Source organism: Bifidobacterium sp. UTBIF-68, assembly GCF_006408855.1.
GTDB classification, from domain to species: domain Bacteria; phylum Actinomycetota; class Actinomycetes; order Actinomycetales; family Bifidobacteriaceae; genus Bifidobacterium; species Bifidobacterium reuteri.
Genome location: NZ_JFAN01000015.1, coordinates 24,492 through 50,671 on the forward strand (window position 1 = coordinate 24,492; position 26,180 = coordinate 50,671).

Here is a 26,180-nt window from a genome sequence, read left to right on the forward strand (position 1 = left end):
AAATCTTGCGATTATGCGGTTGCGTGGCGTCCACGTCGGCGAGGCGGCGTTGTTGTGCCGCTCGAATTCGCCCGGAGATACCATGCGGTACCGAGACCGAGCAACAGCAGACCGAACAGTACGAACCATGCCGTGCCTTGACCGCCGGTTTCCGGCAGAGGTACGGAGTTCGTCACCGTGGCCACATACTCCTTGTTGCCTTCGCCTGTGGTGTTGTTCGGATCTGCGGCGTATGACACCGAGACCGAGTAGCCGGCATCGGCAGGCGTCTTGCAGCCTTCCTTGGCATCGGCTCCGACCGATGTCGTGCATTGGGTGATATCGCCTGTGCCGAACATCATCCAGGTTTCGGAAACGGTGTACGTGTAGTAGTGCAGGTTGCCGGCATCGTCCTTGAAGGCCACCGGCAGACCGGTGATCTTCTTGCGCCACGTGCTGCTCCACAGAGCGCCGTCGGAGGAATCCAATACGACGGTCCAGCCATTCGGCTGTTCCACGGCATTGCAATCACCGTCGAAGCACTGAATGGAGTCCGGCGTCACCTTCTCCCCCGCGTCGTTGGTGTACGTTGCCGTGATCTTCAATGCGATGGCATCCGGTCGTGCCACACGGCCGTAATCCTTCCACACCTTCTGCAGGGTGAGGTCCACGGTCTGGCAACCATCCTTGCCGCAAGGGTCCTGGCCGTCATCCGGCTCGGGGGGTGAAGCCGCCGTTGTTGTCTTCGACTGCGGCATCGAGCATGAGCACGGCCTTGGCGTCGGACACGTACACGCCGAGCGGCGCGGCCTCGTTCTTGACGCCCGTGGACGACGTTCCAGTATTCGAGCCGCCCACATTGTTAGCCATCACGGCGTCCGTGTAGTCGGAGAACTGCTTGATTACGGTATTCTCAGCCAGATGAGCCACGTCATAACGGTTCAGGTTCAGCGTGAGCACGCCTGCGGTACCGCTCGCCGTACCATCAGCCTTTGTGGCATTGTCCATGTGCGATCCGTAAGTGAATTGCTTGCGTTCGGCAGTCAACGCATACGACCACGTCTCCGGCACATCACGATAGATGTGGTAGGTGTTGCCGTTGCCTTCGATACCATGCACAGTATTGAAGTCGTATACGGATTCGAGATTCGTCCTGCCGGAGAACGGACCGACCAGACCGGAAGCGCCACGAATCGTATCCGCATAAGTCATGTCGTTGTCTTCGAGCAGACCCTCGTCGTTCACGGCCACAAAGCCGCCTGCGTAACCGGTCGCGCCGGTACCGTCCGACCCTTGGGTGGCGTCTCCGCCGAACACGTCATAGCCGTCGGCGATGCCCTGCACCGAAGAGGTTGCGATCTTCGTGCGATTGGCTTTGATCAGCTGGGCGTTGATATTGCTGACGGAATCAGGGTCGACGCCATCCTTCGAGCAGCCGACGCTGATCTTGGAATCGCCAATGAAGATGTATGCGGTGTCTTCGGTGTCCGTGCCGGTCTTATCGAGGGCAACGCCGATCTTCAGCCCAAGCAGGTTGACATACAATGCATTGCCGTCGGTGAACAGCTCCAGATCGATGAACTTGGTCAATGGGCCGAACAACTGGTCCTTATAATGACTCAGATTGTTGCCGATATTCTCGATCTTTTCGACGTATAGGAGTTTGAGCAGCGGATTGATAATCCACTTGACCAGCAGATTCACCAGCGCGGAGTTCGCTTTGGCGTCCACCAGATACGCTTTCGTGGTCTGTCCGGCGAAACCGCCGGCGAGTTCGCCGCTCGATGCCTTCTTGAAATTGGTCACCGAACTGCCTGAGATGCGGGAAAGGTCGGCATAACCGGTGAAACCTGCGGCGATCTCCTCACCCTTGCGATGAGTGGCATCAGTCAACGATTCATCACGGCCATAGTCCTCACCGTTATGTGTAGCGGTGACGGTAAAGCCTGCGCTGATACCAGCAACCGAGGAATCCTCCACATGAGAACCCCAGATGTCCATAACGCCGGCGGTCAATCCGGCGAGTACGGAATCGGCGGCTGTCACCTTGTCGGCGCTCACTGTGCCTGACTTGCCGAGATGGCCGATGAAACCACCCGTGTAGTTCAGGCCGGTCACGCTATTGAGGTTGGTGACCGTGGACTTCTTCACCGAACCATTGATCAGGCCGCCGCCGAAGCCACCGGCCGCGCCGGTGAATCGCGTGCTATCGAGCATGCCATAGGTTTGGGCCGTATGCGCGTTGACCTGAATGCCATCCGGCACGCCGGCCACGCGACCGTCGTAGATGAACACGCGGAAGGCTTCCAGCACACCGATATTGCCGACCTTGAGCAGTTTCAGCACCAGGTTGGTGTCGTCACCCGTGCCGGCGGTGTTGCCGCCGACCGATGCCACGCTGGATACGTCGGCCAGGCCGAAGAAGCCACCGGCGTATTGGCCGCCTTCTACGGCACGCAGGTCGGATACGGTTACTGCAGCGGGATCCTTGGATACGTCCGCGGCGGTTCCTGTGCCCTTGGCCGAATCCTTGTCTCCGAGAATCGCAGCCTGCAACGAGCCGGCAAACCCGCCGGCATTGATGGCGTACTGTATATCGCCCTGTTCATCGGTGTAAGCACTCTCAACGGTATAACCCCAGTCGCTGCTGTCCGCGCTGACATGTGCACCGCGAATGGTCACCACGGTGGCCTGCAGCACATTGATCAGACCGCCAGGGTTGACGTCCTGAATGAGCTGGTCGATCACGCCCTGGAGGAATCCGCTGGATGCATTGGTATTCACGTCGGCAACCGAACCGGATGTGGCGATGCCCACATAACCGCCCACATTGTTGCGGCCGGAGACCTTACGCAGATTGGTCACATTCGCACCGGCAGCCGCACTCGCCTCGGTGCCATCGGCCAGCGTATTGCCATTGGCGTCGCGGTCGCCCCAGATCTGGGCACCGACCGCCAAACCGACATAGCCGCCGGCATTACCAGTGCCATGAGTGATATCCGTACCTGTGGCCTCGACCTTCATGCCCTTGCGGTAGCCATTCACGCTGGAGGATTTGGTGACAGGGACAAACACCTCGGCCACGCCAAGCAGCTGGGCCAAGCTCAGGTTCAGGCCCTTCTCCCCCAGCAGCTGCACGGAGCCGAACTGGGCCGCCGTACCGGATTCCATGGTGCCCGCGTAGCCGCCGGCCGCACGCATGGCGGACACGGCTTTCACGTCCAGCGACTGGCCATCGGTAATGGTGCCCGTACGCATCAGGCCGACATGACCTCCTGCTACGCCGGAATCCAGCAGATCGGCATCATTGGAGTATTCGCTGCGGCCTGCCACCACATTGAAACCATAGATGTATCCGTCAAGCTGACCAGTGGAGGTGATGGTGTCGGAGTTCTTGATGAGCTCTGCGAATTCCTTACCGTATGCGCCATTGATGCCTACGGCTTTCACCCATGCCTGCCACGTGTCGAGGTCGAGATTGCGCAAGGGGCCGGTGACTTCCGAATGCTCTTCGGTGGGATACGCCATCTTCAAGGCGCCCAGCAGATTGTTGACCTTGATCAGGCCGAACAGCAGGCTGAGATTGCCGGTTTCGGCGGTATCGGCCGATTCCATGAACCCGGTGAAGCCACCGGCGAGTTCTGCACCATACACCGAACGGATACGCGCGGCATATGCCTTGCGCTTGGGTCCGCTATACCCGTTGTCGTCGTTCTCGCTTTTCCAGCTGGAGCTGTTGTTGCCCCAGATGTGTCCGCCTTCATTGTGGCCCACGTAACCGCCAGCCATACCACGGCGAATGCCCGCTTCCGAAACGGCTTGCGCGCGAATCGCGGCACCACATGGCACCGCGTCCGTGGAGGAGTTGCGAATCGTCGGCACGAAGTCCTGCAATACGGACGCAAGAGCCTCATCGGTATCGACCAGTCCGGACAGTATCGAGGAATGCTCTCCAAGGATGTCCGCCGCATCGCCCGGCGCGATTCCACCGGCATAGCCACCTGCCGTGATCTGACCGATGATATAGGCGAAGTTATGGGAATTGGAATCCTGGATATGCCCGCCCATCACACGGCCGGCGAAACCGCCGGCTTCTCCAAGAGGATTATCCGCACTGCCTGGAGTGGCGGTGCCACCGCCGACAACCGTATTCTGTTCGCTTGTGTCGCTGGCGATGACCGAATAGCCGGCGGCGTCACCGGTCACGTCGGAGTGTTCGATGGTGGAGACCACCACCGAGAGCACGCTTGCCACACCGTCGAGCGTCAGGTTCTGGCCGAGCAGGCTCAGGCCATTGCCCACGGAGGCGGCGGAGCCGATGTCCATCTTGCCGATGTAGCCGCCGGCGTAACGCTTGCCGTCAATCGCATACGCGCTCTTGGCGGTATCGAAGTATGACGACCCGTCGGCACCTTCGAGAGCTTTCGGCTCGGTGACCTTGGTGTAGCGCAATTGCGTCACATTGGAATGAGAAACCTGCACGCCGGAGCCGTAGCCTATGAAACCGCCGGCGGAACCGGACTGCGCATCAGTCTGATCGAGACGGTCAGCGGAAACGACGAGGCCCGGGTTCTTCGGATCGCTGATGGCATTGCCGCTGGCATCGGCTGCTACCGTTGTCGCATCGCTTTTCACTGAGGCATACGAGATGTACGGCACGTAGCCTTGCACCAAATCCACCAGATTGTTCAACTGCACGGTGCCGAGTTTGCCGAGCAGACTGATGCCGCCCTTGCCGGCAGAGGCAAGCGCGCCGGATACCACCTTGCCGCCGAAGCCGCCTGCATATGCGCCGCCGGCAACATGGTCGAGATTGATGACCGCGGCGTAATCGTCTGCAGCGACACGCGTCTGAATAGCCTGCATCGCCATGTCTTCCAGTTCCTTGCTGGAGAACTGGTTGACTTTGCCGCTCTGCAGGTCGCCTGCAAAACCGCCAGCCGTATCGGCTTCCACATAGCCACCGTTCACGTAAGACACGGTGGTGTCCTTGTAGTCCGGGATCAGATACGGCACTGCGCCAAGCAGGTCGTCGATGGAGATGAGCGAACCGGTCAGCGGATTCTTCAGCGCATCCGAATCATCGGAATCGCTGACGGCTTCCGCCAGGCCACCGGTTGTTGAATAGCCGACGAAACCGCCGGCCATGCCGTCCGACATGGTGCTGTCTGCGATGACGGACTTGAGGTTCGCAACATGGCTTTCACGGGTTTTCGTGCTGTTCGCCTGACCGTAGAAACCGCCTGCGGCATAGGTGTTGGTTTCACCGTTGGTGTTGCTGCCTGTCGCCTGAACGGTGAAGCCGCTTGCGATGCCGGCCACATTGGACTGCGTCACTTCGACAGAGGAGTATTCGGCGACCGAAAGCAGACCGGACAGTTTGACCAGGCCGAGAAGGTTCAGGCTGTTCGCCCCAACGGTGTCTCCCGGGCCGGAAAAACCGATGAAACCGCCAGCTTCTCCCCGTGCTTCCACACTGGTTACTGCGCTCAGATTCGTGTTGGTGATATCACCACCGGTAGCGCAACCGATTGCACCGCCAGCCCGATAGTCGCCCGCCTTCACCGACCATCCGTCTTGAATGCCTTGCATGGTCACGTTGTCAACGGTGAATGGCGCGAATTGATCAAATTTCTGGAGCATGGTCAAGTCGCCGATTTTCACGACGCTGTTCAGCAAGCCGGCGACAGTGGTCGGCTGAAGATTGCCCGCAATGCCGCCTGCATATGAACCATCAGCCTGGATCGAACGCAACCCTTTGACGACAGTTGAACGCTGCTGCGGGATGGCACGTGAACTGTCGTATTTCCAGAATGACAGATCTGCGATACGTTCCTGAGTCGAATCGGCGATAATCGTGCCCGAGCCATCGCCTATAAGACCACCGGCGTAGTCACCCTGAGAGGTGACGGTGATGTCGCCGTCCATCTGCGCGCCAAGGACAACGGACGGATTGACCCCGGCGATGGTCAGCAAAGCGCCGGCGCCGTCGGGATTGGTGCCAAGCAGTTTGGTGAGGATAGTCGTGAGGTTTTTGACCAAAGAGGTATCGGAGAGCTTCTCATCCGAATCGGTGCCCGCTTCCAAACCCCAGCCGGCCGAAGCTCGACCGGTAAAACCGCCAGCATGGGATGCCGTAGCGACGACATTCACAGCTGCGCTCAAGGAATCATTGATCGCATAAGCATTCGCCAAGCGCCCTGCGAATCCGCCCGCATAGTTTTCTGCGGTAATCTCCACCAGGCCCTGGCCGCCGGTCACACTAAGGGACGACTCTTCGATGAGGCTTTGCGGGCGCAATGCGGAAAGAATCGTGATGCCCAATGATCCAAGCAGACCGCCGACTTCACCGTTGCGGCTCACGCCGACGAATCCACCTGCATACTTCCCGGCCTTCACGGAAAACGCGTTCTCACTGGTCACTGAGGATTGTTCAATGATCGCGCCGATCTGCGCACCGACGAATCCACCTGCATAATCCGAATCATCATTGCCGATCACAGTGTTCTGTTTGAAGTTCACCACATGCGAGTCGGAGATCTCCGGGTTGTAGTAGCCGACCGGCACCAAAGCGTTCAGGCCCAACGTGCTGCCGAGCAGCCAGTCGACAAGGTCGCCCAAGCCCAGAAATGGAATCACGTTCAGAATATCCGTGAGCACCGTAATGAGTGTGCCCAGCGACTCCGAAGCGATATCGTACCGGGTTGCACCCTCAACGTAGCCGGCGAATCCGCCGGTCATCCCTTTGACATTCGCGACAGTGGCGTCTGCGACCTCGCAACCGGTCACCTTGACATCACCATAGATACGACCTGCGAACGCACCGGTCGCGAAATTGGACGGGTTGTTCTTGTGCACGGTGAGCAGTTCATCCAGACCAAGGCCCAGTGGTTTGAGCAGCAAGCCGACCAACTTGAGCAGAGCAGATACCAGTGTCTCATCCACGTGAGCGACCGTGGCGTTGTTGCTCACGGTCACATCGTCAAGCTTCAGATTGGCGACCGTGACCGTGCCCAGGCTCTGCACACCACCTTTGTTGTTGCCGTTGTTCGTGATGCTCGAAGTGCTCGTGATCGACGCGAAGAAGCCGATGCCCTGCTGCTTGTCCACATCGAGGTTGCCTTCGGGCTGATTCACCACAACATGAGCGATAACCGGCTTAGCGGGGTTGTTCTTTACACCGGGGCCATCCGCATCAATCACATCGAATAGAGCGCCGGCTGTCGCGGCGTCGGCGACTACCGCGCCGAGCATGGTCCCGGAGAACATCAACGGTGACCAGTCCGTGCTGTTCTGATCAGCGGCATTACGGGACAGATCGATATCGCGGAAGATGATGTAGTTCCCATCCGAGGCGTAGCTCAAGCCGGTATTGGGGCCATATGTGCCGTCTGTCACGTCCAGACGATTGCCATGAGCGTCCTTGACGAAGTATTTGGTTCGAGTGGAACCAAGAATAAGGCTGAGACCGCCATCATGGTCATCGAAATTCTCGTCACGCAATGTATCGTTATCAGCCAAATCGGCATCACCGGCATACGCCACCGATTCATCGCCGGCATCCTGCCACTCAAGTTTTGGCAGCAGCACACTTCCTGTATTGACTACCTTCTGCGGAACCTGATAAACAGTGCCGCCAACGACCTTCTTGCCGGAACCTATGGCGCGCAACTGCTGCTCATTGCCGATCAAGATGTAGGTCTTACCGCCGATCTCCTTCGTGACCTGTCCTGCGTAGTCTCGGCCGCCTAACGTATCAGCGACCGCTCGCGCCGGCTCGGTCGCGCCGGAGGACCCAACGGCATCATCGGACGCAGCATTGTCGGCATTGTCGGTCTGGGCATGGTCGGCTTCGGTATCATCGGCCGACTGCGTATCGGCGGAATCATCGCCGGCATCCAGAATGGTCCTCGTGGTGAATGCGGAGTGCGCGTCAGAGGGGAACTGCCCGATCTCAGATATTTGAGAAGATGACGTTTGAGCAGTTGCAGTATCGTTGCCGTCACCTGATGTGCGTCGCAGTGTTTCCGCAGCGGACACGATGGTGGAATCCGTGACCACAGCACCATTGGAAATCACGGTGACTCCTGAAGAGGAGCCTGAAACCGCAGAACCTGCGGAAGTCTGACCATAAGCAGCTGGGATTGCGCAGGTGAGCGTCATTGCGGAAACCAATACACCGGCAATGACTCGAATACCCGTTGGGGCGTGCTTCGCACCCCCCGCCTTCGCGGAACCCTTGGACCTAGAAACAACCGGTCCTACGCGCATCTTCTCACCTCTCCCTACGGCGCAGTGAACGATTCGTGAAATTACACCGAATAATTACCCCCCCCGGACTTAATAATTGGGCATAGGCGACTGAACTGTCTCAATACACGATGCAGAAACGAACAATCACCGTGATGGTGCGAACACTGCACAATGGCGTGATTACTGGGTTTCCGACCCGGCATCAACCGAAAACGAACAGTATCGAACTGTATCGTTATCGCTCACAGCAACAAAAAATGAACATATGAAACAATGCCCGCAACGTAGACACGCCGACATTTCGGGGGGTGCTTCCCCCCTGTTTTCGTATCGCTATCAGGCGAAATGAAACAGCGCTTGCATCTGTACGCCCTATGGCGTATGAATATTGGCTGTCAGTTTCAGGGAAGGTGCAATTCCTTACTGGCGGTGATGCCGCATCCGGGATTCATAACGGAAATGCAGGCGAGCCCGCGACCCGCGAAAGCGGCCGATTCGGTGAGAATCCGAAGCCAACGGTTACAGTCCGGATGGAAGAAACGAGGGCTCACATGAGCATTTCTTCGCGTATTCGCATGCAGGTTGTCCGTTCCGTCGCGCCTGAGGCGCAGGGGGCTGGTTCGGATTCAGGTTCCGCCGCCGGCGACGTCTCCAACGCCAAGCTCGGCTCGCATTCGACCGGTGTGGCCGATTCCGGCCGCTGGTCCACCAAGCGCATCGCCATGTACGCCTTGTTCGTGGCGTTGGCCATGGTCACCAGCTTCATCGAATTCCCGATCACCCCGGTCACATGGCTGAAGTACGACCCGTCCGGCATCGTATGCCTGATCGCCGGCTTCGCCTTCGGCCCCTCCGCAGCCGCGATCGTCTCCGTGCTCGGCTTCGTACCACATCTGTTCGCCGATCCGTGGGGCACGCTGATGGCGGTGCTCGTGGCGCTGTGCCTATCCGTGCCGGCTTCGTTCATCTACCGCGCGAACCGCACTCGCAAGGGCGCGCTTATCGGCATTCTGGTCGGCGCGGTGCTGGCCATTGTGGCCGCGCTCCTCGGCAACCTCGTGGTGACGCCGATCTACGCACATATGACGGTGCAGGCTGTGGCCGCGATGATCCTGCCGATCCTGCTGCCGTTCAACGTGGCCAAGATGGCGATCCACGCTGTGGTGACCTTCCTGATCTACAAGCCGATCTCCAACCTGCTCGCCAAGCAGCAGTGAATCCACGCTCCGTTTGATGCGTCATGAGCCGCAATAGCCCGTGGCGCATCAAACTGTATATGAAGGCCCCAGGAAGTGATTCATGAGCGATAGCCACTCCCCGGACATGTCACCCATCGCCGAATTGCGCCATGTCCGATTCAGTTACGACCATGGCGCCACATGGGCGCTGGATGATGTATCCCTGACCATTCAACCCGGGGAGCGAATCTGTCTGGTGGGTCCTAACGGTTCGGGCAAGTCCACGTTGGCTCGGCTGATTGCGGGATTGACCGCCCCAGACGGCGGTGACATCACCCTGTTGGGGCATCACGTGTTCGGCTCGGACTCCGGCCCGGATGCCGACGCCTATCGTGCGGCGCGCAGGGGCATCGGCATGGTGTTCCAGAACCCCGAGGATCAGATCGTCACCACCATCGTGGAGGATGACATCGCATTCGGACCGGAGAACCTCGGCATCCCCCGCGAAGACATCGGGATGCGCATAGCGAGAACGCTCGAATCCGTGGGCCTGTCCTCACACCGGGGTTCCGATCCGACCCGTATGAGCGGCGGGCAGCAGCAACGCACGGCCATCGCCGGCATGTTGGCCATGAATTCACGGATACTGGTGCTCGACGAGCCTACCGCCATGCTGGATGAGACGGCTCGTGGCGAGGTCATGGCCATCCTCGATACGCTGCAGACTCGGGGCACCACAATCATCCATGTGACGCATAGACCTATGGAGACCCTGCACGCCGACCGTGTAGTGCACATGGAAGGCGGCCATATCACGGCAATCGCGGCATCACACGATGCCGAACCACACGATGCCGAACCACATGGGACCGACGGCGCAGGCACTGTAGTCCCAGCTACTGCCGACATAACATGCCCCGACCCCGCCGTCGGTACCGTTGCCGCGGGGGCCGCACCGACCTCACCACTGCCGCTGCTGGGACAGAAGGAGCCCGCCGCAATGTCTCCGGCCATCCAAGTGCGGCATCTGAGCTACCGATATGGTTCCGGGCGGACCGTGATCAGAGACCTCTCCTTCCATATGGATGCCGGCAAGACCGTGGCGCTGATGGGTGCCAACGGTTCGGGCAAATCCACGTTGGCGCGCCTGCTGTGCGCGCTGGCCAAGCCTGTGGTCGGCAGCGTCGAAGTCGCCGGCGTTCCGGTCGCAAGTATGACGGCGACCGCATGCACACGACGCAACGGCAAGCCCCGTCTGGCGAACCGCAGGCAACTGGCGGAGCTGCGACGCCATGTCGGGTATGTGATGCAACACCCCGAACACCAGCTGTTCGCCGATACGGTGGCCGAGGACGTGGCCTATGGGCCACGCAACCAGGGGTTGGGCGAGTCCACTGTGCAGGAACGTGTGAAGCAGGCGTTGGAGATGCTGCACATCGCGCATCTGGCGGACCGCTCCCCCTTCGATCTTTCCGGAGGGCAGCAGCGTCTTGTCGCCATCGCTGGCGTGGTGGCGTGCCGGCCGGATGTGCTCATCATGGATGAGCCCACGGCAAGCCTTGACGTGCACGCCACTTCGAGGATACATGAGCTGATCCGCACCCTGAAGGCACAGGGGGTGACCATGCTGATCGTCACCCACGACCGTGCGGAAGCGTATGCACTGGCGGACCGAGTGGTGCGGATGCCCGACGCGCATGACGCCCCCATGGCATCGGATGGCGTCCGTCCCGATCTCGCGCAAGCTGGAACACACACTGCGACTTCGAGCGCGCAGGCCCCGTCGTCCGCCGGGCAATCGGCCATACAAGCCGTACACCCGACGTCAACCAAGCAATCGGTGATGCAGCGACTGGACCCCCGCGCGAAGATGGTCTGTTTCCTCGCCGCGATGTTCACCATGTTCGCAGTGAACACGCCGATTCAGCTTGGTTTGGGCATCGCCCTGACCTTGGGGATGATTGCCGCCGCACGCCTCAATCCCCTGCGTCTGATCGCCGCCATCCACCCGATTCTGGCATTGCTGGCGCTGATGAGCCTCGCCAACCTGGTGGTCGTGCGAACAGGACCCACGCTCGTGGCATGGGGACCGTTCAGCATCACCGGCGACGGCGTCACCATCGCCGTGCTGTACACCTGTCGTTTCGCATTGGTGATCATCATGGGTGCGATCTTCCTGAACACCACGACGCCGACCGCCATGACCGACGCCTTCGCGTCCTTGCTCAAACCGTTGCGGCACCTCGGCATACACACGCAGGAAATCGCTTTGGTGATGAGCCTGGCACTGCGCTTCATCCCCACATTGACCAGCGAGACCACATCGATCATCAACGCTCAGGCCGCACGCGGAGGCACAGTGGAAACCGGATCGCTCCCGCAGCGCGTCAAAGCGATGAGCGCAATCATCGTGCCCGTGTTCGCCGGCACCTTGCGCCATGCCGACAATCTCAGTCTGGCATTGGACGCGCGCTGCTATGAGGAGGGCATCACGCGCACGCATTGGCGAGTCTTCTCCCCGAGCTGGCGCGATGCGGCGTTCACGATGATAATCGTCTGCTATATCGCGGCGATCATCGCCATGAACATCCTCGCATGACCGGCCCGGCGGCTATGCTGTTGTGGTTACTTGACGTAAGGATGAACCCATGGCATTGACCAAGAAGCAAATCAAGCAGCTGCGCGCACTGTCCAACTCACTCAAGCCGTTGTTCTATGTAGGCAAGAACGATCTCACGGAAGCCGCCATCAAGCAGGCCGACGAGACCATCGAGGCGCATGAGCTGATGAAATGCGCCGTGCAGGACGGTTCCGGCATGACCGCCAAGGAGGCCGCCGCCGATCTCGCCGACCAGTTGGGTGCGGAAGTGGTGCAGTCCATCGGCAACCGCTTCGTCCTCTACCGCGCTTCACAGCGCGAGGATATCGAGCACATCAAGCTGGTGCGCGAATAAGCCTCGTATACGGTATTGCTGACACATCGGAAGGTCGGTGAGGGAAACCCACCGACCTTCCGATGTGTTCAGGGCGGTATCGCCTGTCACGCATCCTATTCGGGACGAAATATGAGAAGATGTGTATCAATGACGTATGCATCACAGCTCCATGCGACTTATGTGATGCCGCAGTTTCAAGAAGGGACCTGATGATGAGCAACGCACAACAACCGTACGACACGACCAATCCCGAACCCGACACTCCAGCGGAGAACACTCCCCAGGCTTCCCCATCGTCCGCACATGCTCCGGCCGCACCCGCCTATGGGCAATCGGAACAGACACCATATGCCCAGACGGAGCAACCGCAATACGCGCAACCACAGCAGCCGCAATACGCGCCTTACGGCCAGCCGACGGCGGCCCAGCCCAATCCGTATGCGCAACCCGCGAACCCATACACCCAGCCGCAGTATGGCGCACCGCAGTATGGCGCGCCGCAGCCCGCAGCCCCACAGTACGGCGCTCCGCAATATGGCACCCCACAATATGCAGCCCCACAGCCCGGGGCTCCGCAGTACGGGGCTCCACAGTATGGCGCTCCGCAGTACGGCGCCGGTTATTCCCAAAAATCCAAACTGGCCGCAGGGCTTCTCGGCATCTTCCTGGGCGGTCTGGGCGTGCACAACTTCTATCTGGGCAACACCGGCAAGGCCGTGGCTCAGCTGCTGCTCACCTTGGTCGGATGGGTGCTGTTGGGATTGGGACCCATCGCAGCCGCCGTCTGGGGACTGGTGGAGGGCATCCTGATTCTGACCAGCCAGTATGGTTCTCCATGGCATCGCGATGCCAATGGTCTGGAGCTTATTGACTAAGTGGTCAGCACTATATCCAATACGCCACCAAAACAAACAATGCAAATGTTCGCTTTTATACAAAAAGAACACCGAACGCCAGAAATCTCACACAACGCCCCAAAGCGGTTACCACCATATGAATTGTTCGTTAATCAGCCTAATTAAGCCGTTTTTGCTGCTATTCTAAGGAACCAGCACAAGCCAATGTGCCCATCCTTGCCCATCTGAGCAAGGATTGAAGATGTGCGTTTAACTACGTAATCGAACACCACATGCTATGGCATGCGCAGCTTCCGGCGAAAGGAACAATCATGGCGGAGCAGGAGAAAGTCATCATCGTAGACCCCGATCTGTTCAACAAGGATGCGGACACCAAGACATCCCACGGCAACGAGGTCGCCAAGAAGTTCGGCATCAGCGACCAGGCGCTGGACGAGGTCGAGTACTTCAAGCAGCAGCTCACCAACCACAACGCATGGGATCTGCCGTTCATGGGTTACGTGAACGAGGACGGCTACGGCTACGCCTACGTGCCGGATGCCGCCATCACCGAACACCCGTACTGGGATGCGCACAAGGCTTTCCTTGCGCTGCCTGAGGACGTGCAGACCGCTTTCGCCATCCGCATGCTGTTCACCCACCGTGAGGTGGATCGCTACGGTGCCGCCATGTTCCTGCACTACCAGCGCGGCTTCACCGTGAAGTTCGAGGGTACCGGCGCGAACCAGTGGTGATTGGCGCTTCCCGCCATCATCACGTAAAAGGGGTACGGACAACGACGTCCGCACCCCTTTGTTATGTCGCCACCGCCATTCATCGACAGGCGAGGTTGATGAACTCCTGATGGTGCGCGTAACGGGACACATTGTTCAACGCGATGCCGATGATGCGATCGCCCGTGGATTCCAGATGATTGCCTCCCGCCACGTGAGGGGTGATCAGGCATCGCGGCTCGCTCCACAGCGGGCTCGACTCGGGCAATGGCTCAGGTTCGGTGACATCCAGACCAGCACCCCAAATACGGTTCTCCCGCAATGCAGCGGCAAGCGCATCCGCATCGACGGCGTCTCCCCTACCGGCGTTGATCACAATGGCAGTGTCCTTGAGTTTTGCAAGACGTCTGGCATCTAGCAGATGATGGGTCTGGGGCGAATGCGGGACCGCGAGCGCCACCACATCGGCCAACGGCAGCAACGCATCCAAGCGCTCAAACCCGTACATCTTCTCCATGCCTTCCGCAGGCACCTCAGGATGACGGCGTACACCAAACGTGCGCATGCCCACTCCTTGTACCAGCCGTGCGAAATGCGAACCGATGTCCCCGGTGCCGATAATGAGCGCGATGCCACCCTGCGGGCTCAGCGCCCGCCCCACGTCTTCCCACCGACGGTCACGTTGGTTGGAGGCATACCGGTTGATGTTCCTCATCAGCGCCCACATCATGGCGAACATGTGCTCGGATACGCTCTGTCCATATGCGCCGCTGGCACTGGTGACCATGACGCCACGCGGCAATACGCCGGGCCGAAGATACGGATCCACTCCTGCACTGAATGTCTGCAGCCACTCGAGCCGTGCGTATCGCCCGACCTCGGACACCGGAATGTTGCCGATGACCGCAGTGGCCCGGTATTTCAGTTCGTCAGGAACCTCCACAGGCCAGACCATATCCCCACGATGTGCCTCACACCCCACAAACTGCTGCGGCACGTCCCGCGCGGCCTTGGCAAACGCCTGACGCTCGGATTCGTTCAGCGGCAGACAGTTGACTATCAGCTTATCCGTGTTCTCGATTCCCATATTCCAACAACCTAGGCGTCAGTACGGATATTGTGTCAACAATGCGCTTGCCTTGCGCCTGCGTCAGACCTTTATGGCCCCACGACGCGCACGGATGCGGAAGGCGGACGCCAGACACCCCCATCCGATCAGACAGATCACGATCATCACGGCGAAGGTCCATGCACCGCCCACTGCGGTGGCGTGCGCGAACCGTGGCGTTCCCTCGGCCCCGGCACCGGCCTGGGCCACGGTCAGCACGGTGGAGAACAGGGCTGTACCCGCTGCGCCGCCGAACTGCAGGCAGGTGTTGAAGATGGCGTTGCCGTCCGGACGGAACTCATGCGGCACTTCGGACAGGCCGCTGGTCATCACATTCGCATTGCCGATGGCGTAGAAGAAACCGAAGATGAAATAGAATCCAGCCAGCAGACCGGGCGTGAGATGCATGGAGAAGACCAGCATGAGTACCGGTCCCAGGATTGCGATGCCCAGTGGGATGAGAATCGGCTTGACCGCACCGAACCGGTCATAGAACCAACCGCCCACGGGCGCGCACACAGCACCGATCAACGCACCGGGCAGCACCAGCGAACCGGCCACGAAAGCGGACGTGCCGAGTGAGAGCTGCGACACATTGGTGATCACATAACCATAGCCGATGCCCACCAGCGGCAGCAGTAGATAAGCGACGGCATGGAGCAGCACGGCTGGGTCACGCAGGATACCCAGCCGCAGCAACGGGGAGAAGGCACGCTGGGAGGTCTTGGCGAACAGGATCAGGGAGCCAAGGCCCACGATGAGACTCACTACGGCGATGATGCCGGGCCTTGCGGTCACTCCCCCACTCACCGCCGCGCTCACTGCCACGCCGCCCTGATTCAGGGCGAGGACGAGTCCCACCAGCGCCAGGACGATCAGACACAGCTGGACCGGATCGAGATAGGCGTCTTCGGTGGGCGTGCGCTGTTCAATGCAGATGCAGCCGATCACCGCGGCGATGAGCATCAACGGCACCGCGCCAACGAAAATCGCACGCCACGGCAGCACACTGGTCACCGCGCCACCCACGGTCGGGCCGATAGCCGGGGCGACGGTGATCACCAGTGAACCCACGCCCATCAGACGGCCGATCTTGGAACGCGGCGACTGCTCGAGGATGATGTTGATCATCAGCGGCGTGGCGACGCCGGAGCCGACGCCTTGGATGATGCGGGCCAGAATCATGAGCGGGAACGCCTGCGCCACGATCATGATGAGCGACCCGGTGACGCCGAGCGCCACAGCGGCCAGGAAGATGGCCTTGAGTCGGAACCGGCGCTTGAGGAACGAGCTGATCGGCATTGAGGCCGCCACGGACAGCAGGTAGATCGTGGTGATCCACTGCACGGTTGCGGTGTCGACGTTGAATTCGCGCATCAATGCCGGGAAGAGCACGGTCATCACGGTTTCGGTGAGGATGCCGATGAAGGCCAGCGATCCCACGGCCACGATGGCGCCGATGAGTCGCGGTGGAATGCGCTCGCTGTCTGCGGAGTTCTGGACGACGGCGGAATCGGGCTGCCGCTGCGATTGGGACATGATAGGTCTCCTCTACATCATCATTGTGAAACGTCTGGAAGTCAGGTTTACCAACCGGCGTGTGCAGTGCTGTATTGCTGTGGTACAGATAGGAGCGAGTCGCTTCTCGCGCAAACGCATCCCGTTACCGCCATCAAGGAATATTAGGGCTCATGGCAGACTCGGGCATTGCCATCCGAACATCAACTCACCATCGCCACCCGTCCACACCGCAAGGATTCACGAAACGCTCCACATCATCTTGAATCTTGTGTACTTGACTCATTTGCGCCTAGACCTTGTTCTCCGGAACCTCCCCACCGCAAGAAATCCAACATAGAAAACCAATAGATTCCAAGGCCAAAACAATCGAGCCGCATATGACAAACGCCACAGCCAAACCATGGGATTACCAGATACCAAAAACGCTGTGGGGCGCGCCCCTGGGTTATGAACCCGGGAACGCGCCCCACAGTGCGATGAAAGGAAGATAAGGAGAAGAAAGAGGTGGCGGGTGATGCACCGGGCCACTGCCGTGACCAGGAATGACCTCGGAGAGGCCTGGATGGCACCCGCCTATTCAGTTATCGTTATTCAGTTTCCGATATTCAGTTGTCTTGCAGCGTCCTTAGGGAGACGGCCTTTCGGCCCGGTAGCGCGGGCTACGCTACTTTTTCTCCCCGACCGCCATCACGGCGCGCTGCAGCACCACGAAGACGAGGATCATGAGGCCGACCACGATGGTGGTCCATTCGGCCGGCACACCGAAGTCGGAGGTGAGCGGGTCGAGGATGGAGCGGACCAGAGCGCCGAGCACAGAGCCGAGCACGTAGCCGAAGCCACCGGTGATGATCGTACCGCCGATGACCACGGAGGCCACAGCGTCGAGCTCCCAGCCGACACCGACGGTGTTCTTGGCGGAACCGATGTTCGCGGTGTACACGATGGAGGCCAAGGCGGCAAGGATCGCGGAGGTCAGGTAGATGGTGTACTGGGTGCGCTTGACCGGCAGACCCATGAGCTCCGCGGAGGAGCGCGAGCCGCCGATGGCGTAGATGGTGCGACCGGTGCGGGTGTGATGCAGGAAGATGTATCCGTAGATTACAACAATCAGAGCGATGATCACGCCGACGTTGAAGGACAGATCGTTGGAGATCTTCGGGTTGTCGATGATCTTGATCTCGTTGGCGATGAACGCGAAGTTGTTGTTGTCCGGGAAGGTCAGCGAGTCGGTGGAGATGATGGAGGCGATACCACGGGCCAGGAACATCGTAGACAGGGTCGCGATGAACGGCTGCATGTTGAATTCCTCGATCAGAGTACCGGCCAGCAGACCGAACACGGCACCGATCAGGAGCATGACGACCATGACCAGGATGGCGGGTACACCTGCGTTCGCCAGCTTCAGGCCGACGACTGCGGTGATGGCCACGATGGCGCCGACGGACAGATCGATGCCGCCGGTCAGAATCGGCAGTGTCATGGCCACAGCCAGAATGATCAGGTATGCGTGGTCGATGAACAGGGAGGAGATGAAGCCCAGTCGGATATAGGTGCCGAACAGTGCCTGTCCCATGATGATCATCAGCAGGAAGATCACGACGGCCGCGAGGGTCGGGATCATCTGACGATCGAGCTTGAAGCCCTTCTTGGGAGCCTTTACCTTGTTTGCCGTAGCTGTTGTCATGCTGCCACCGCCTTAGCTTGAGCCTTGAGCGCGCGCTTACGCTTCATTGCCGCACCCAGGTTGTGAATCTTGGGAGCCTGCATCACGCAGATCACAATCACGACGACGGCGAAGAAGGCCGGGGTTGCTTCGGCGTTGATGCCGAGGGTGATGATGGTCTTGCGGATCATGGCGATAATCACAGCGCCGACAGCGGAGCCGGCGAGGGAGAACTTGCCACCGAGCAGCGAGGTGCCGCCGATGACGACCGCCAGAATGGCGTACATTTCGAGGTCCTGACCGGTCTTGACCACGTCGACGCGCATCACGGATGCGGTGGCGAACAGACCTGCAATGGCCGCAAGGAAGCCGGACACGGCGTACACGAGGAAGAGGATCTTCTTCGGCTTGATACCGGTCATACGGGAGGCTTCCTGGTTGATGCCGACGGCCTCGATCATCATGCCCATTGCGGTCTTGCGGCACAGCAGGCCGACAAGAATCACAATGACGACGGCGATGACGAAGTTGGCGGGGATGCCCAGGATGAAGCCGTTGGCGATCCAGCGCAGCGGCTCGTTGCCGGCGACTGCGGAGGCATCGGTGTTCTCACCGGAGGTGATCACCTTGGCGATACCACGGCCTGCGAGCATCATGATCAACGTGGTGATGAACGGCTGGAGACCAAGCAGGGAGACCAGAGCGCCGTTGACGCAGCCGATGACCAGGCCGACGAGCAGGGCAATCAGGATAGACACCCACACGTTCACGCCATTGGACAGGGACTGCATGGCGGCGGCACCGGCCACCGCCATGACGGAGCCGACGGAAAGGTCGATGCCTGCGGTGGAGATGACCAGGGTCATGCCGGTGGCAATCATCAGGTATCGCGCGGATTCCTGAAGCATGGTAATCAGCGGGCCGGCCAGACCACCGGTGTTGGTGTTCCAGCTCAGAGCGAGGAAGTCATGCTGGAAGATGGTGCAGATGACAATCAGCAGGATGAATGCGACGACAGACCAGGTCAGGTTGTTGCTCAGCAGCTTCTTGACGAGGGCATTGCCCTCTTCCTTTGCCTTTTCAGCCATCTCACGCCTCCTTTCCGTTCACGTTGGTGTTGGCGATGGTTTCGACGATGGTCGCCTGGGAGACCGTGTCGCCGTTTTCGATTTCTGCGATCTTGTGGCGATCCTTGAGGACCTCGATGTCATCGGACAGGCGCACGACCTCTTCAAGCTCGGAGGAGATGAAGACGACGCCCATGCCCTTGGAGGCAAGGTCGAGGACGACCTGCTGGATTTCGGCCTTGGCGCCGATATCGATACCACGGGTCGGCTCGTCGAGGATGAGCAGTTCGGGGTGGGTGGCCAGCCAGCGGCCGATCAGCACCTTCTGCTGGTTACCACCGGAGAGGTTCTTGATCGGGCGATCAGGGTCGCGCGGACGAACGTTGAGTTCCTCCATGTACTTGTCCACGATCGCGTCCGCTTCCTTCTTCGGAATCGGGTTGAACATGCCACGGGTGGCCTGCAGGGCGATGAGCATGTTCTGGCGGACGGTCAGGTCGCCGATGATGCCCTCGTCACGACGGTTCTCGGTGGAGTAGGCGATCTTGTTCTTCAGGGCGGTGTACGGGTCGGAGATGTTGACCTTCTTGCCGTTGAACTCGTACGTGCCCGAATCCGGCTTGTCGGCGCCGTAGAGGAGACGGCCGAGCTCGGTACGGCCGGAGCCCAGCAGGCCGGCGAAGCCGACAACCTCGCCCTTGTAGATGTCCAGGTCAACCGGGTTGATGGTGCCCTTCTTGCCCAGGCCCTTGACCTCGAGCAGCGGCTTCTCACCGGGCTCGATCTCGCGGCGGGACTTCTTGGCGCCGATCTGGCTCAGCTCGGCGGCGGACTTGCCGATCATCATGCCGATGAGCTCGTCGCGCGGGGTGTCCTTGGTCATGACCTCCTTGATGAACTTGCCGTTACGCAGGATGGTCAGGCGGTCGGTGATCTCGTAGATCTGGTCGAGGAAGTGGGAGACGAACAGGATGGCCACGCCCGAGTCACGCACCTTGCGCATGATCTTGAACAGGTCCTGCACCTCGTTGGCGTCCAGGGAGGAGGTCGGCTCGTCGAGAATCAGCACCTTGGCGTTGATGACCATGGCGCGCGCGATGGCGACCAGCTGCTGCATGGCGATGGAGATGGAGCTCAGCGGGGTGTGCGGATCAATGGATTCCAGACCCATCTGCGCCAGATACGTCTTGGCGGCTTCGTGGGTCTTCTTCCAATCGATGCCGAACGGACCACGCTTTTCATGGCCCAGCATCACGTTTTCACCGACGGAAAGGTTGGTGCACAGGTTCACTTCCTGGTATACGGTGGCGATGCCGGCGTTCTGGGCGTCGAGCGTGCCGTTGAAGCTTTGCGGCTTGCCTTCCACGGTGATGGAGCCGGCGTCGATCTTGTAGACACCGGTCAAAGCCTTGATCATGGTCGACTTGCCTGCACCGTTCTCACCCATGAGAGCGTGCACTTCGCCCGGGTACAGGGTCAGGTCGACACCGTCCAAAGCCTTGACGCCCGGGAATTCAATCGTGATGCCCTTCATCACGACGATAGGGGTTTTATCAGTCATGTCTTTGCCTTAAACGAAAAGGGATTTGTTATCGTTTTGTGATGTTTCGGCCGAACATGAGTGATGGTGTGGAAGGATTCGGAATCCCTCTCACACCATCATTCACTCAGTTCGGTTCGTCTGCATCAGGATCGGGTTGCCGTCAGTATGCGCGGCTGCCGTTGTCCAGGGCTTCCTTGGCGGAAGCGGCATCGAAGGTCTTGGACTCGATCTGGATGTCCTTCTCGACGGTCTTGCCATCCAGGTAATCCTTGACGGCCTGAGCGGTCTCCTTGCCGAAGATCGGGTTGTACTCGATCACGTAGGAGAGGTCGCCGTCCACCAGAGCCTGCAGGGCGTTCTTCGTACCATCGATGGTGATGATCTTGACCTTGCCCTTGAGGCCGGCGGCGTCAACGGCCTGAGCGGCACCGAGGCCCATCTCGTCGTTCTGGGCGAAGATGAACTGCGGGTTGTCGGACTTGTACTTGTCGAGCAGACCTGCGGTCACGGTCTTAGCCTCATCAGTGGACCAGTTGGCGGACTGGGACTCGAGGACCTTGATGTTGGAGCCGATCTTGTTGGACCAGCCGGTGCCACGGTCCTTCACCACGGACAGGCCGGCGGGGCCTTCCAGGATGAAGCCGTTGGCGCCGTCCGGGAAGTTCTTGTTCACGAACTCGGCGGCCTGCTCGCCAGCCCATTCGTTGGACGGTCCGATGTGGGAGACGATGGCCTTCTTGGCGGCGTCGTCCTTGACTTCGACGTTACGATCCACGGTGAAGACCGGAATCTCGGCCTCAGCGGCCTTCTTCAGAGAGTCATCCCAACCGGAATCCTCAGTGGAGGACAGGATGATGGCGTCCACTTCGTCGTTGACGAACTTGTTGAATGCCTGGATCTGCTTCTGCTGATCGTTGTTCTGGGTCGGAGAGTAGACCAGTTCGAAGCCGGCGTCGGCGAACGCAGACTTGATGTCGTTCTCGTTTGCGGTACGGAAGCCGCCCTCAGGGCCGACAGCCACGAAGCCGACGGTCTTCTTGCCACCATCGCTGCTGCTGCCACCGGCATTGTTGCTGGAACCGCAGGCCGCGACGCTCACCAGAGCGGCAGCCGAAGCAACGAGAGCAATGGCTTTCTTCCAATTCTTCATGAAAACTCCTCCTCGAGCAATATTCTCTGGATGTTCTTCCATCCACATTGATGACTCCATGTCATCGACAGTTATCAGTATGGAACGAACAGGCGCATTGTTCAATCGTGAGCGATAACAGTTTGATAACAGGTTTATAACAAATTGGTAACAGTGGCCCGAATGCGCCCTATTTCGGCGAATTCATGCCGATTTTCCGCCATAATGGTACATGGTTGCACGGTGGCAATGCCGCCCGTCAGCCGGGCGACAAGGTTGCCGCAATACAGTTCACAGAAAGGGAAACTATGAAGACCGTGTTCCTTATCCTCAAGCAGGTGGATGGCGTCAAGCATCTGGCAGGCGTGGCGGAGACCATCGGCGACGCCGCTGACCTGCTGGCCAAGTGGGAGCCTGAATGCCCCGACAACTTCAACTTCCTGGGCACCAAGGAAGAGTATGGCGTGACCCGCCACCTGTTCAACATCCCGTTCAACATGGAATACCTCATCTACGAGGTGCCGCTGAACTCCGAGGTGCCCGCCGAGCTGTTCAAGAAGGAGTACGGCGGCATCTGATCCGCCTGCCACAGCCGCTCCCGCCTCGCAGCCGGTTTCATCATGAGCCTCCTCATACATGAGGAGGCTCATTTGTTGTTCCTTGTCACTTCATTGGGAGCCCAGAGCGTCAACCTGACTATCGGCTATGGACCAGGATCCGTCCAACGACCCGGACACCGAACGGACATTGCCGGTGCTGTCGAGTACGGCAAGACGACGGTACAAACTGATCTGCCCGGATGCCATCGACACTATCGAACCTTCGGGCAGCCTTTGGTTGACCGCCGGCCCCGGCACGATCTGACGGTACGCAGCCTGATTGCCGTCGGCAGACACCTCGGTGGCGTACACCAGATTGAGGTCGTTATAGAACGTCAGCATGGCCACATGCTGCACCTGGGAGACCAACGCCGCAGCATCGCTCAACCCGGTCACCGTATTGGACGAATCCCGTATGACCCCGGTGACGGCCACGCCGCTCAACGCACCGCCATCGATGGCCAATGCCAGCCTCGAACCTTCCGGCGAGACGTTCACCGAAGAGACCTGCCCCCCGTAATCAAGCCAGGGAATCTCGAGTCGCACGGTTTTCCCATCGCTGAACACGTACAGCGTCCGTCCGTCTTCACCGACTCCCCACACCTCGCCGTCCGCTCCGGAAGTCAGTGATTTCAGCCTCGCGCCACCGAATGCCGTGCCGCAGGATCCGCCATTCGCGTTCAGACACTCCGCGATGCCATTGGAGTGGAGCACCGCTCCCCCATTCGCCGAATATGCGAGGCCTGACGCATCCTCGGCATCCGACACATCCGCTATGCGCAATGGGCTGGAGCTGGACAGGGAAACGATGTGGCCTCCGGTCAAGGTATATACGCCGACCGCAGGCTGATCGACGCCGAGCTTGAGGTTCGTATCGGCATCCGAATAATCCACACCGTCGCCGGTGACCTTCAATGAATAACCGGTGCCCCCATCACCAAGCGTCAATCTGATGCGGTGCACGAGGATGGCGCGATCCTCATCGCTCATCGCATTGATGCCGCTGGTCAGTCTCACTTCGACCACATTGTTCTGCACCGGAATCGAATCAGTCGTCAACGATATCGAGGACACGTCCGCCTGTTTCACCGCGCCTCGCAGCCAGTCCGGAACATCCCCCAGCACCTCCAGGACCGCCCGCGCGCGCCAATTGCGCCAGCTCAGCCAGCGCACGTCCGGAATCATCTGCTTGCCCGAGGAAGCCACCTGATACACCGAGACCTGACGGAAGACCTGATCGAAATCAGCGACGGAAATCACCACGCCATCGTCCAAACGGGAGATGCGCCATTGCCCTTTATGCTGGACCAGTGTATACGGGATCTTGCGTGGCTCGCTGTCGTGCACCGGACGGTATGAGCCGTTCTGGTCCAATGTGCCGACGACCTGAAGCTCGACCTCCACAATCAGAGAGTTCTCCGTACCTTGCGGCGATGTCAGAGTATTGGCGCGACGCCGGAAATCAGGAGTGCCGTTGTAGATCAGCGCCGCACCATCGCCGTCCCATGCCGCCGAGGCCGACGAGGCTAGGAACTGACGGGCCACGTGGTATCCGTCGGATTGCACGCCTGCCGGCATGGCGTCATAGAACCCTTTGACGATGCTTTCCGGCTGTGCGTCTTCAACCGGCCCCTGTGGATTGGTATAGACACGACGGGACTGTTGTTCCATGGGTTCAAGCGTCTGCACATTGCCGCTGGACGGCAATGCCAGAGGGCTCGAACATGCACTGACCGTCAGACAGCACACGAGCGCCATGGCCAGAGAGGCCGCTGAACGACACCATCTGTTCATTGTGGACCTCCATTGTCATCGGGCTGGTTTTCCGAATGCGCATCGTCCGCGGACGCCTGAGCCTGAACCTGAGCCCGAGCCTGAACCCAAGCCTGAACCCGAGCCTGAACCGTATCCGATGGCGGATGTCCCGCCGCAATCTCCCCGCGTTCGGCGACCGGGCTCGCCGCCACACCGAATCCTCCAGTCACCGCGAAGTCGTCAGCATCGGCTCCGCGGAACGCGATGGGCAGGTCCCCTTCAGACAGATGAGCTCCTCGCGGATCGCACGGCAGTGCTACCAGGAACCAAGTGCCTTGGCCGATCGCCGAGCGCACGGTGATTGAACCATGGTGCAGCATCGCATCGGTCATCGCGATGGAAAGCCCCAGACCCGTACCTCCGGTGATGCGCGAGCGGGAGGGGTCGCCCCTCCAGAACCGGTCGAACACATGAGACACGGTATCCGCGTCCATGCCTGCGCCGAAATCGCGCACGCTGATGACCACGGCCTTGCGGTTGGCGGCGATACGAACCGCAATCGGCCCGTTTTCCGCGAAATCGACGGCATTGGCCAGAAGGTTGCGGATGATACGTGTGACGCGTCGGACATCCACTTTGGCCCATACCGGCACGTTGGGCAGCATGGTCCGGATCTCCACATGTTTTGCCGCAGCGATGCCGGAGACCTGATCCACTGCGTCATTGACCGGATCACGCACATCGGCATCAACGGCATCCAATGCCGCGTATCCGGCATCGTACCGGGAGATCTCAAGCAAATCTGCGAGCATGTCCTGGAATCTGTTGATCTGTCCGGACAGCAGTTCGATCGTGCGCCGCGAGGCGGGATCGAAACCATCCCTTTTCATCTCCAGGAGATCGGAAGCCATCCGCATCGTGGTCACCGGCGTGCGCAGCTCATGGCTGACGTCAGAGACAAACCGTTTCTGGGATGCGCTGGCTTCTTCAAGCTCATCGATTTTCTGATTCAGCGAATCGGCCATACTGTTGAACGACCGCTGCAGAACGCCAAGCTCATCCTTGCGATCCACCTTGACACGCGTGTCCAGATCACCCGAGGCCAGCGTCGCCGCGGCGTCGGCCACACGTTCCACCGGATGCACGATGCCACGTATCACCAGCCACATCACCACGCCCACCGCTATCGACAGCATGGCGCAAACAGTCAGCAGACTCAGCTGAATCTGCGTGAGTGACTGCTGCTGCAACGTATATGAATACACAGCGAAGAATTCGAGGTCTCCCGCCAGCCCGTAATCAAGCACCGTCCCCAACACGGCTCCCGGTGTATTCCCGGTCATCACATCCGAGGCGATGGATAGCCCCACCGGCTGATAGAACACATTGCCATCAAGGTCGGAGGCCACCGCGGAACGCATGTCTGCGGTGATCACATCCTCATACGTCGGTTCTGTGGACACCGGGATGATGGAACGCGCCGTGGATTTACGGCTCCACAGGTAGACGCCCACGAGATTGGAGGAGCCGTCCGATTGCAGGTTGGACGCCAGATCGTTGACCAGCTGCTGGATCTGCACCGTGGTGGTGGCATCCGAAGCGTCCAGATTGTTCTGGGCCTGTTCGACCATATTGGAGAAATCGGCTTGGGATTGTGACGTGGTCTGAGTCAGCAATGAGGCGCGTACAGACACCATGGAGACCACGGAGAACACTACCGCGACCGATAGCGTCAAAATCACTGTCAGGGCCACTGTACGCGCCTGCAATGAACGTCGCACTTCAGATCGGCCATGGCGCAACAGACGCCTGACGCTGAATCTATGGCGAGACACCGGCTCGGCACGATGCTCCCGGCGCCCCGTATCCCCGCTCATCT

General features: G+C 59.7%; 14 protein-coding genes, 1 pseudogene and 1 riboswitch. Of the genes and pseudogenes, 6 read left to right on the plus strand and 9 right to left on the minus strand.

Annotated features, from left to right (window positions below):
• Positions 1-11 precede the first annotated feature (11 nt).
• Positions 12-8,142, minus strand: a pseudogene (locus BW14_RS05135) (beta strand repeat-containing protein).
• Positions 8,143-8,625: 483 nt separating this feature from the next.
• Positions 8,626-8,778, plus strand: a riboswitch (FMN riboswitch).
• Between the two features lie 5 nt (positions 8,779-8,783).
• Between BW14_RS05135 and BW14_RS05140 the strand changes: the two are divergent.
• The 5 genes from BW14_RS05140 (at position 8,784) to BW14_RS05160 (ending at position 13,937) form a co-directional block, all read left to right on the plus strand.
• The gene (locus BW14_RS05140; RefSeq protein ID WP_044088630.1) at positions 8,784-9,449 is read left to right on the plus strand and encodes an ECF transporter S component; all 666 of its coding nucleotides are present in this window, start codon (positions 8,784-8,786) and stop codon (positions 9,447-9,449) included.
• A gap of 82 nt (positions 9,450-9,531) precedes the next feature.
• Positions 9,532-12,009 (plus strand): energy-coupling factor transporter ATPase, encoded by a 2,478-nt coding sequence (locus BW14_RS05145; RefSeq protein ID WP_044088631.1) that lies wholly within the window; start codon positions 9,532-9,534, stop codon positions 12,007-12,009.
• Between the two features lie 49 nt (positions 12,010-12,058).
• Positions 12,059-12,364: a YhbY family RNA-binding protein gene (locus tag BW14_RS05150; RefSeq protein ID WP_044088632.1), complete on the plus strand. Its 306-nt coding sequence runs from the start codon at positions 12,059-12,061 to the stop codon at positions 12,362-12,364.
• A 191-nt stretch (positions 12,365-12,555) separates the two neighbouring features.
• Entirely contained in the window at positions 12,556-13,221 is a 666-nt protein-coding gene (locus tag BW14_RS05155; protein WP_081886601.1) for a TM2 domain-containing protein, read from the plus strand.
• Positions 13,222-13,514: 293 nt separating this feature from the next.
• Positions 13,515-13,937 carry a hypothetical protein gene (locus tag BW14_RS05160; protein ID WP_044088634.1) on the plus strand — a complete coding sequence of 141 codons (423 nt, stop codon included), beginning with the start codon at positions 13,515-13,517 and terminating at the stop codon, positions 13,935-13,937.
• Positions 13,938-14,016: 79 nt separating this feature from the next.
• Here the strand turns inward: BW14_RS05160 and BW14_RS05165 are convergent, their stop codons facing one another.
• The 6 genes from BW14_RS05165 to BW14_RS05190 all read right to left on the minus strand — a co-directional run bounded on the left by BW14_RS05165 (position 14,017) and on the right by BW14_RS05190 (position 21,968).
• Positions 14,017-15,003 carry an NAD(P)-dependent oxidoreductase gene (locus BW14_RS05165; RefSeq protein WP_044088636.1) on the minus strand — a complete coding sequence of 329 codons (987 nt, stop codon included), beginning with the start codon at positions 15,001-15,003 and terminating at the stop codon, positions 14,017-14,019.
• A 63-nt stretch (positions 15,004-15,066) separates the two neighbouring features.
• Complete coding sequence (locus tag BW14_RS05170) at positions 15,067-16,563, minus strand: MFS transporter (protein ID WP_044088637.1); 1,497 nt, start codon at positions 16,561-16,563, stop codon at positions 15,067-15,069.
• Positions 16,564-17,209: 646 nt separating this feature from the next.
• Positions 17,210-18,229 carry an ABC transporter permease gene (locus BW14_RS05175; protein WP_044088638.1) on the minus strand — a complete coding sequence of 340 codons (1,020 nt, stop codon included), beginning with the start codon at positions 18,227-18,229 and terminating at the stop codon, positions 17,210-17,212.
• Positions 18,226-19,296 (minus strand): ABC transporter permease, encoded by a 1,071-nt coding sequence (locus BW14_RS05180; RefSeq protein WP_044088639.1) that lies wholly within the window; start codon positions 19,294-19,296, stop codon positions 18,226-18,228. The genes BW14_RS05175 and BW14_RS05180 overlap by 4 nt, the downstream gene beginning before the upstream one ends.
• Position 19,297: 1 nt before the next feature.
• A complete protein-coding gene (locus BW14_RS05185; protein WP_140462526.1) occupies positions 19,298-20,836 on the minus strand; it encodes a sugar ABC transporter ATP-binding protein in 1,539 nt (512 codons plus the stop codon).
• 142 nt (positions 20,837-20,978) lie between these two features.
• Positions 20,979-21,968: an ABC transporter substrate-binding protein gene (locus tag BW14_RS05190; RefSeq protein WP_044088641.1), complete on the minus strand. Its 990-nt coding sequence runs from the start codon at positions 21,966-21,968 to the stop codon at positions 20,979-20,981.
• Between the two features lie 287 nt (positions 21,969-22,255).
• On the opposite strand from BW14_RS05190, the gene BW14_RS05195 reads away from it, so the two are divergent.
• Positions 22,256-22,525 (plus strand): hypothetical protein, encoded by a 270-nt coding sequence (locus tag BW14_RS05195; RefSeq protein ID WP_044088642.1) that lies wholly within the window; start codon positions 22,256-22,258, stop codon positions 22,523-22,525.
• Positions 22,526-22,615: 90 nt separating this feature from the next.
• Here BW14_RS05195 and BW14_RS05200 read toward each other — a convergent pair whose 3' ends face one another.
• Both BW14_RS05200 and mtrB read right to left on the minus strand, forming a co-directional pair.
• Positions 22,616-24,340: an LpqB family beta-propeller domain-containing protein gene (locus BW14_RS05200; RefSeq protein WP_044088643.1), complete on the minus strand. Its 1,725-nt coding sequence runs from the start codon at positions 24,338-24,340 to the stop codon at positions 22,616-22,618.
• Entirely contained in the window at positions 24,337-26,178 is a 1,842-nt protein-coding gene (gene mtrB, locus BW14_RS05205; RefSeq protein ID WP_140464576.1) for an MtrAB system histidine kinase MtrB, read from the minus strand. Before mtrB ends, BW14_RS05200 begins: the two co-directional genes overlap by 4 nt.
• Positions 26,179-26,180: the final 2 nt, after the last annotated feature.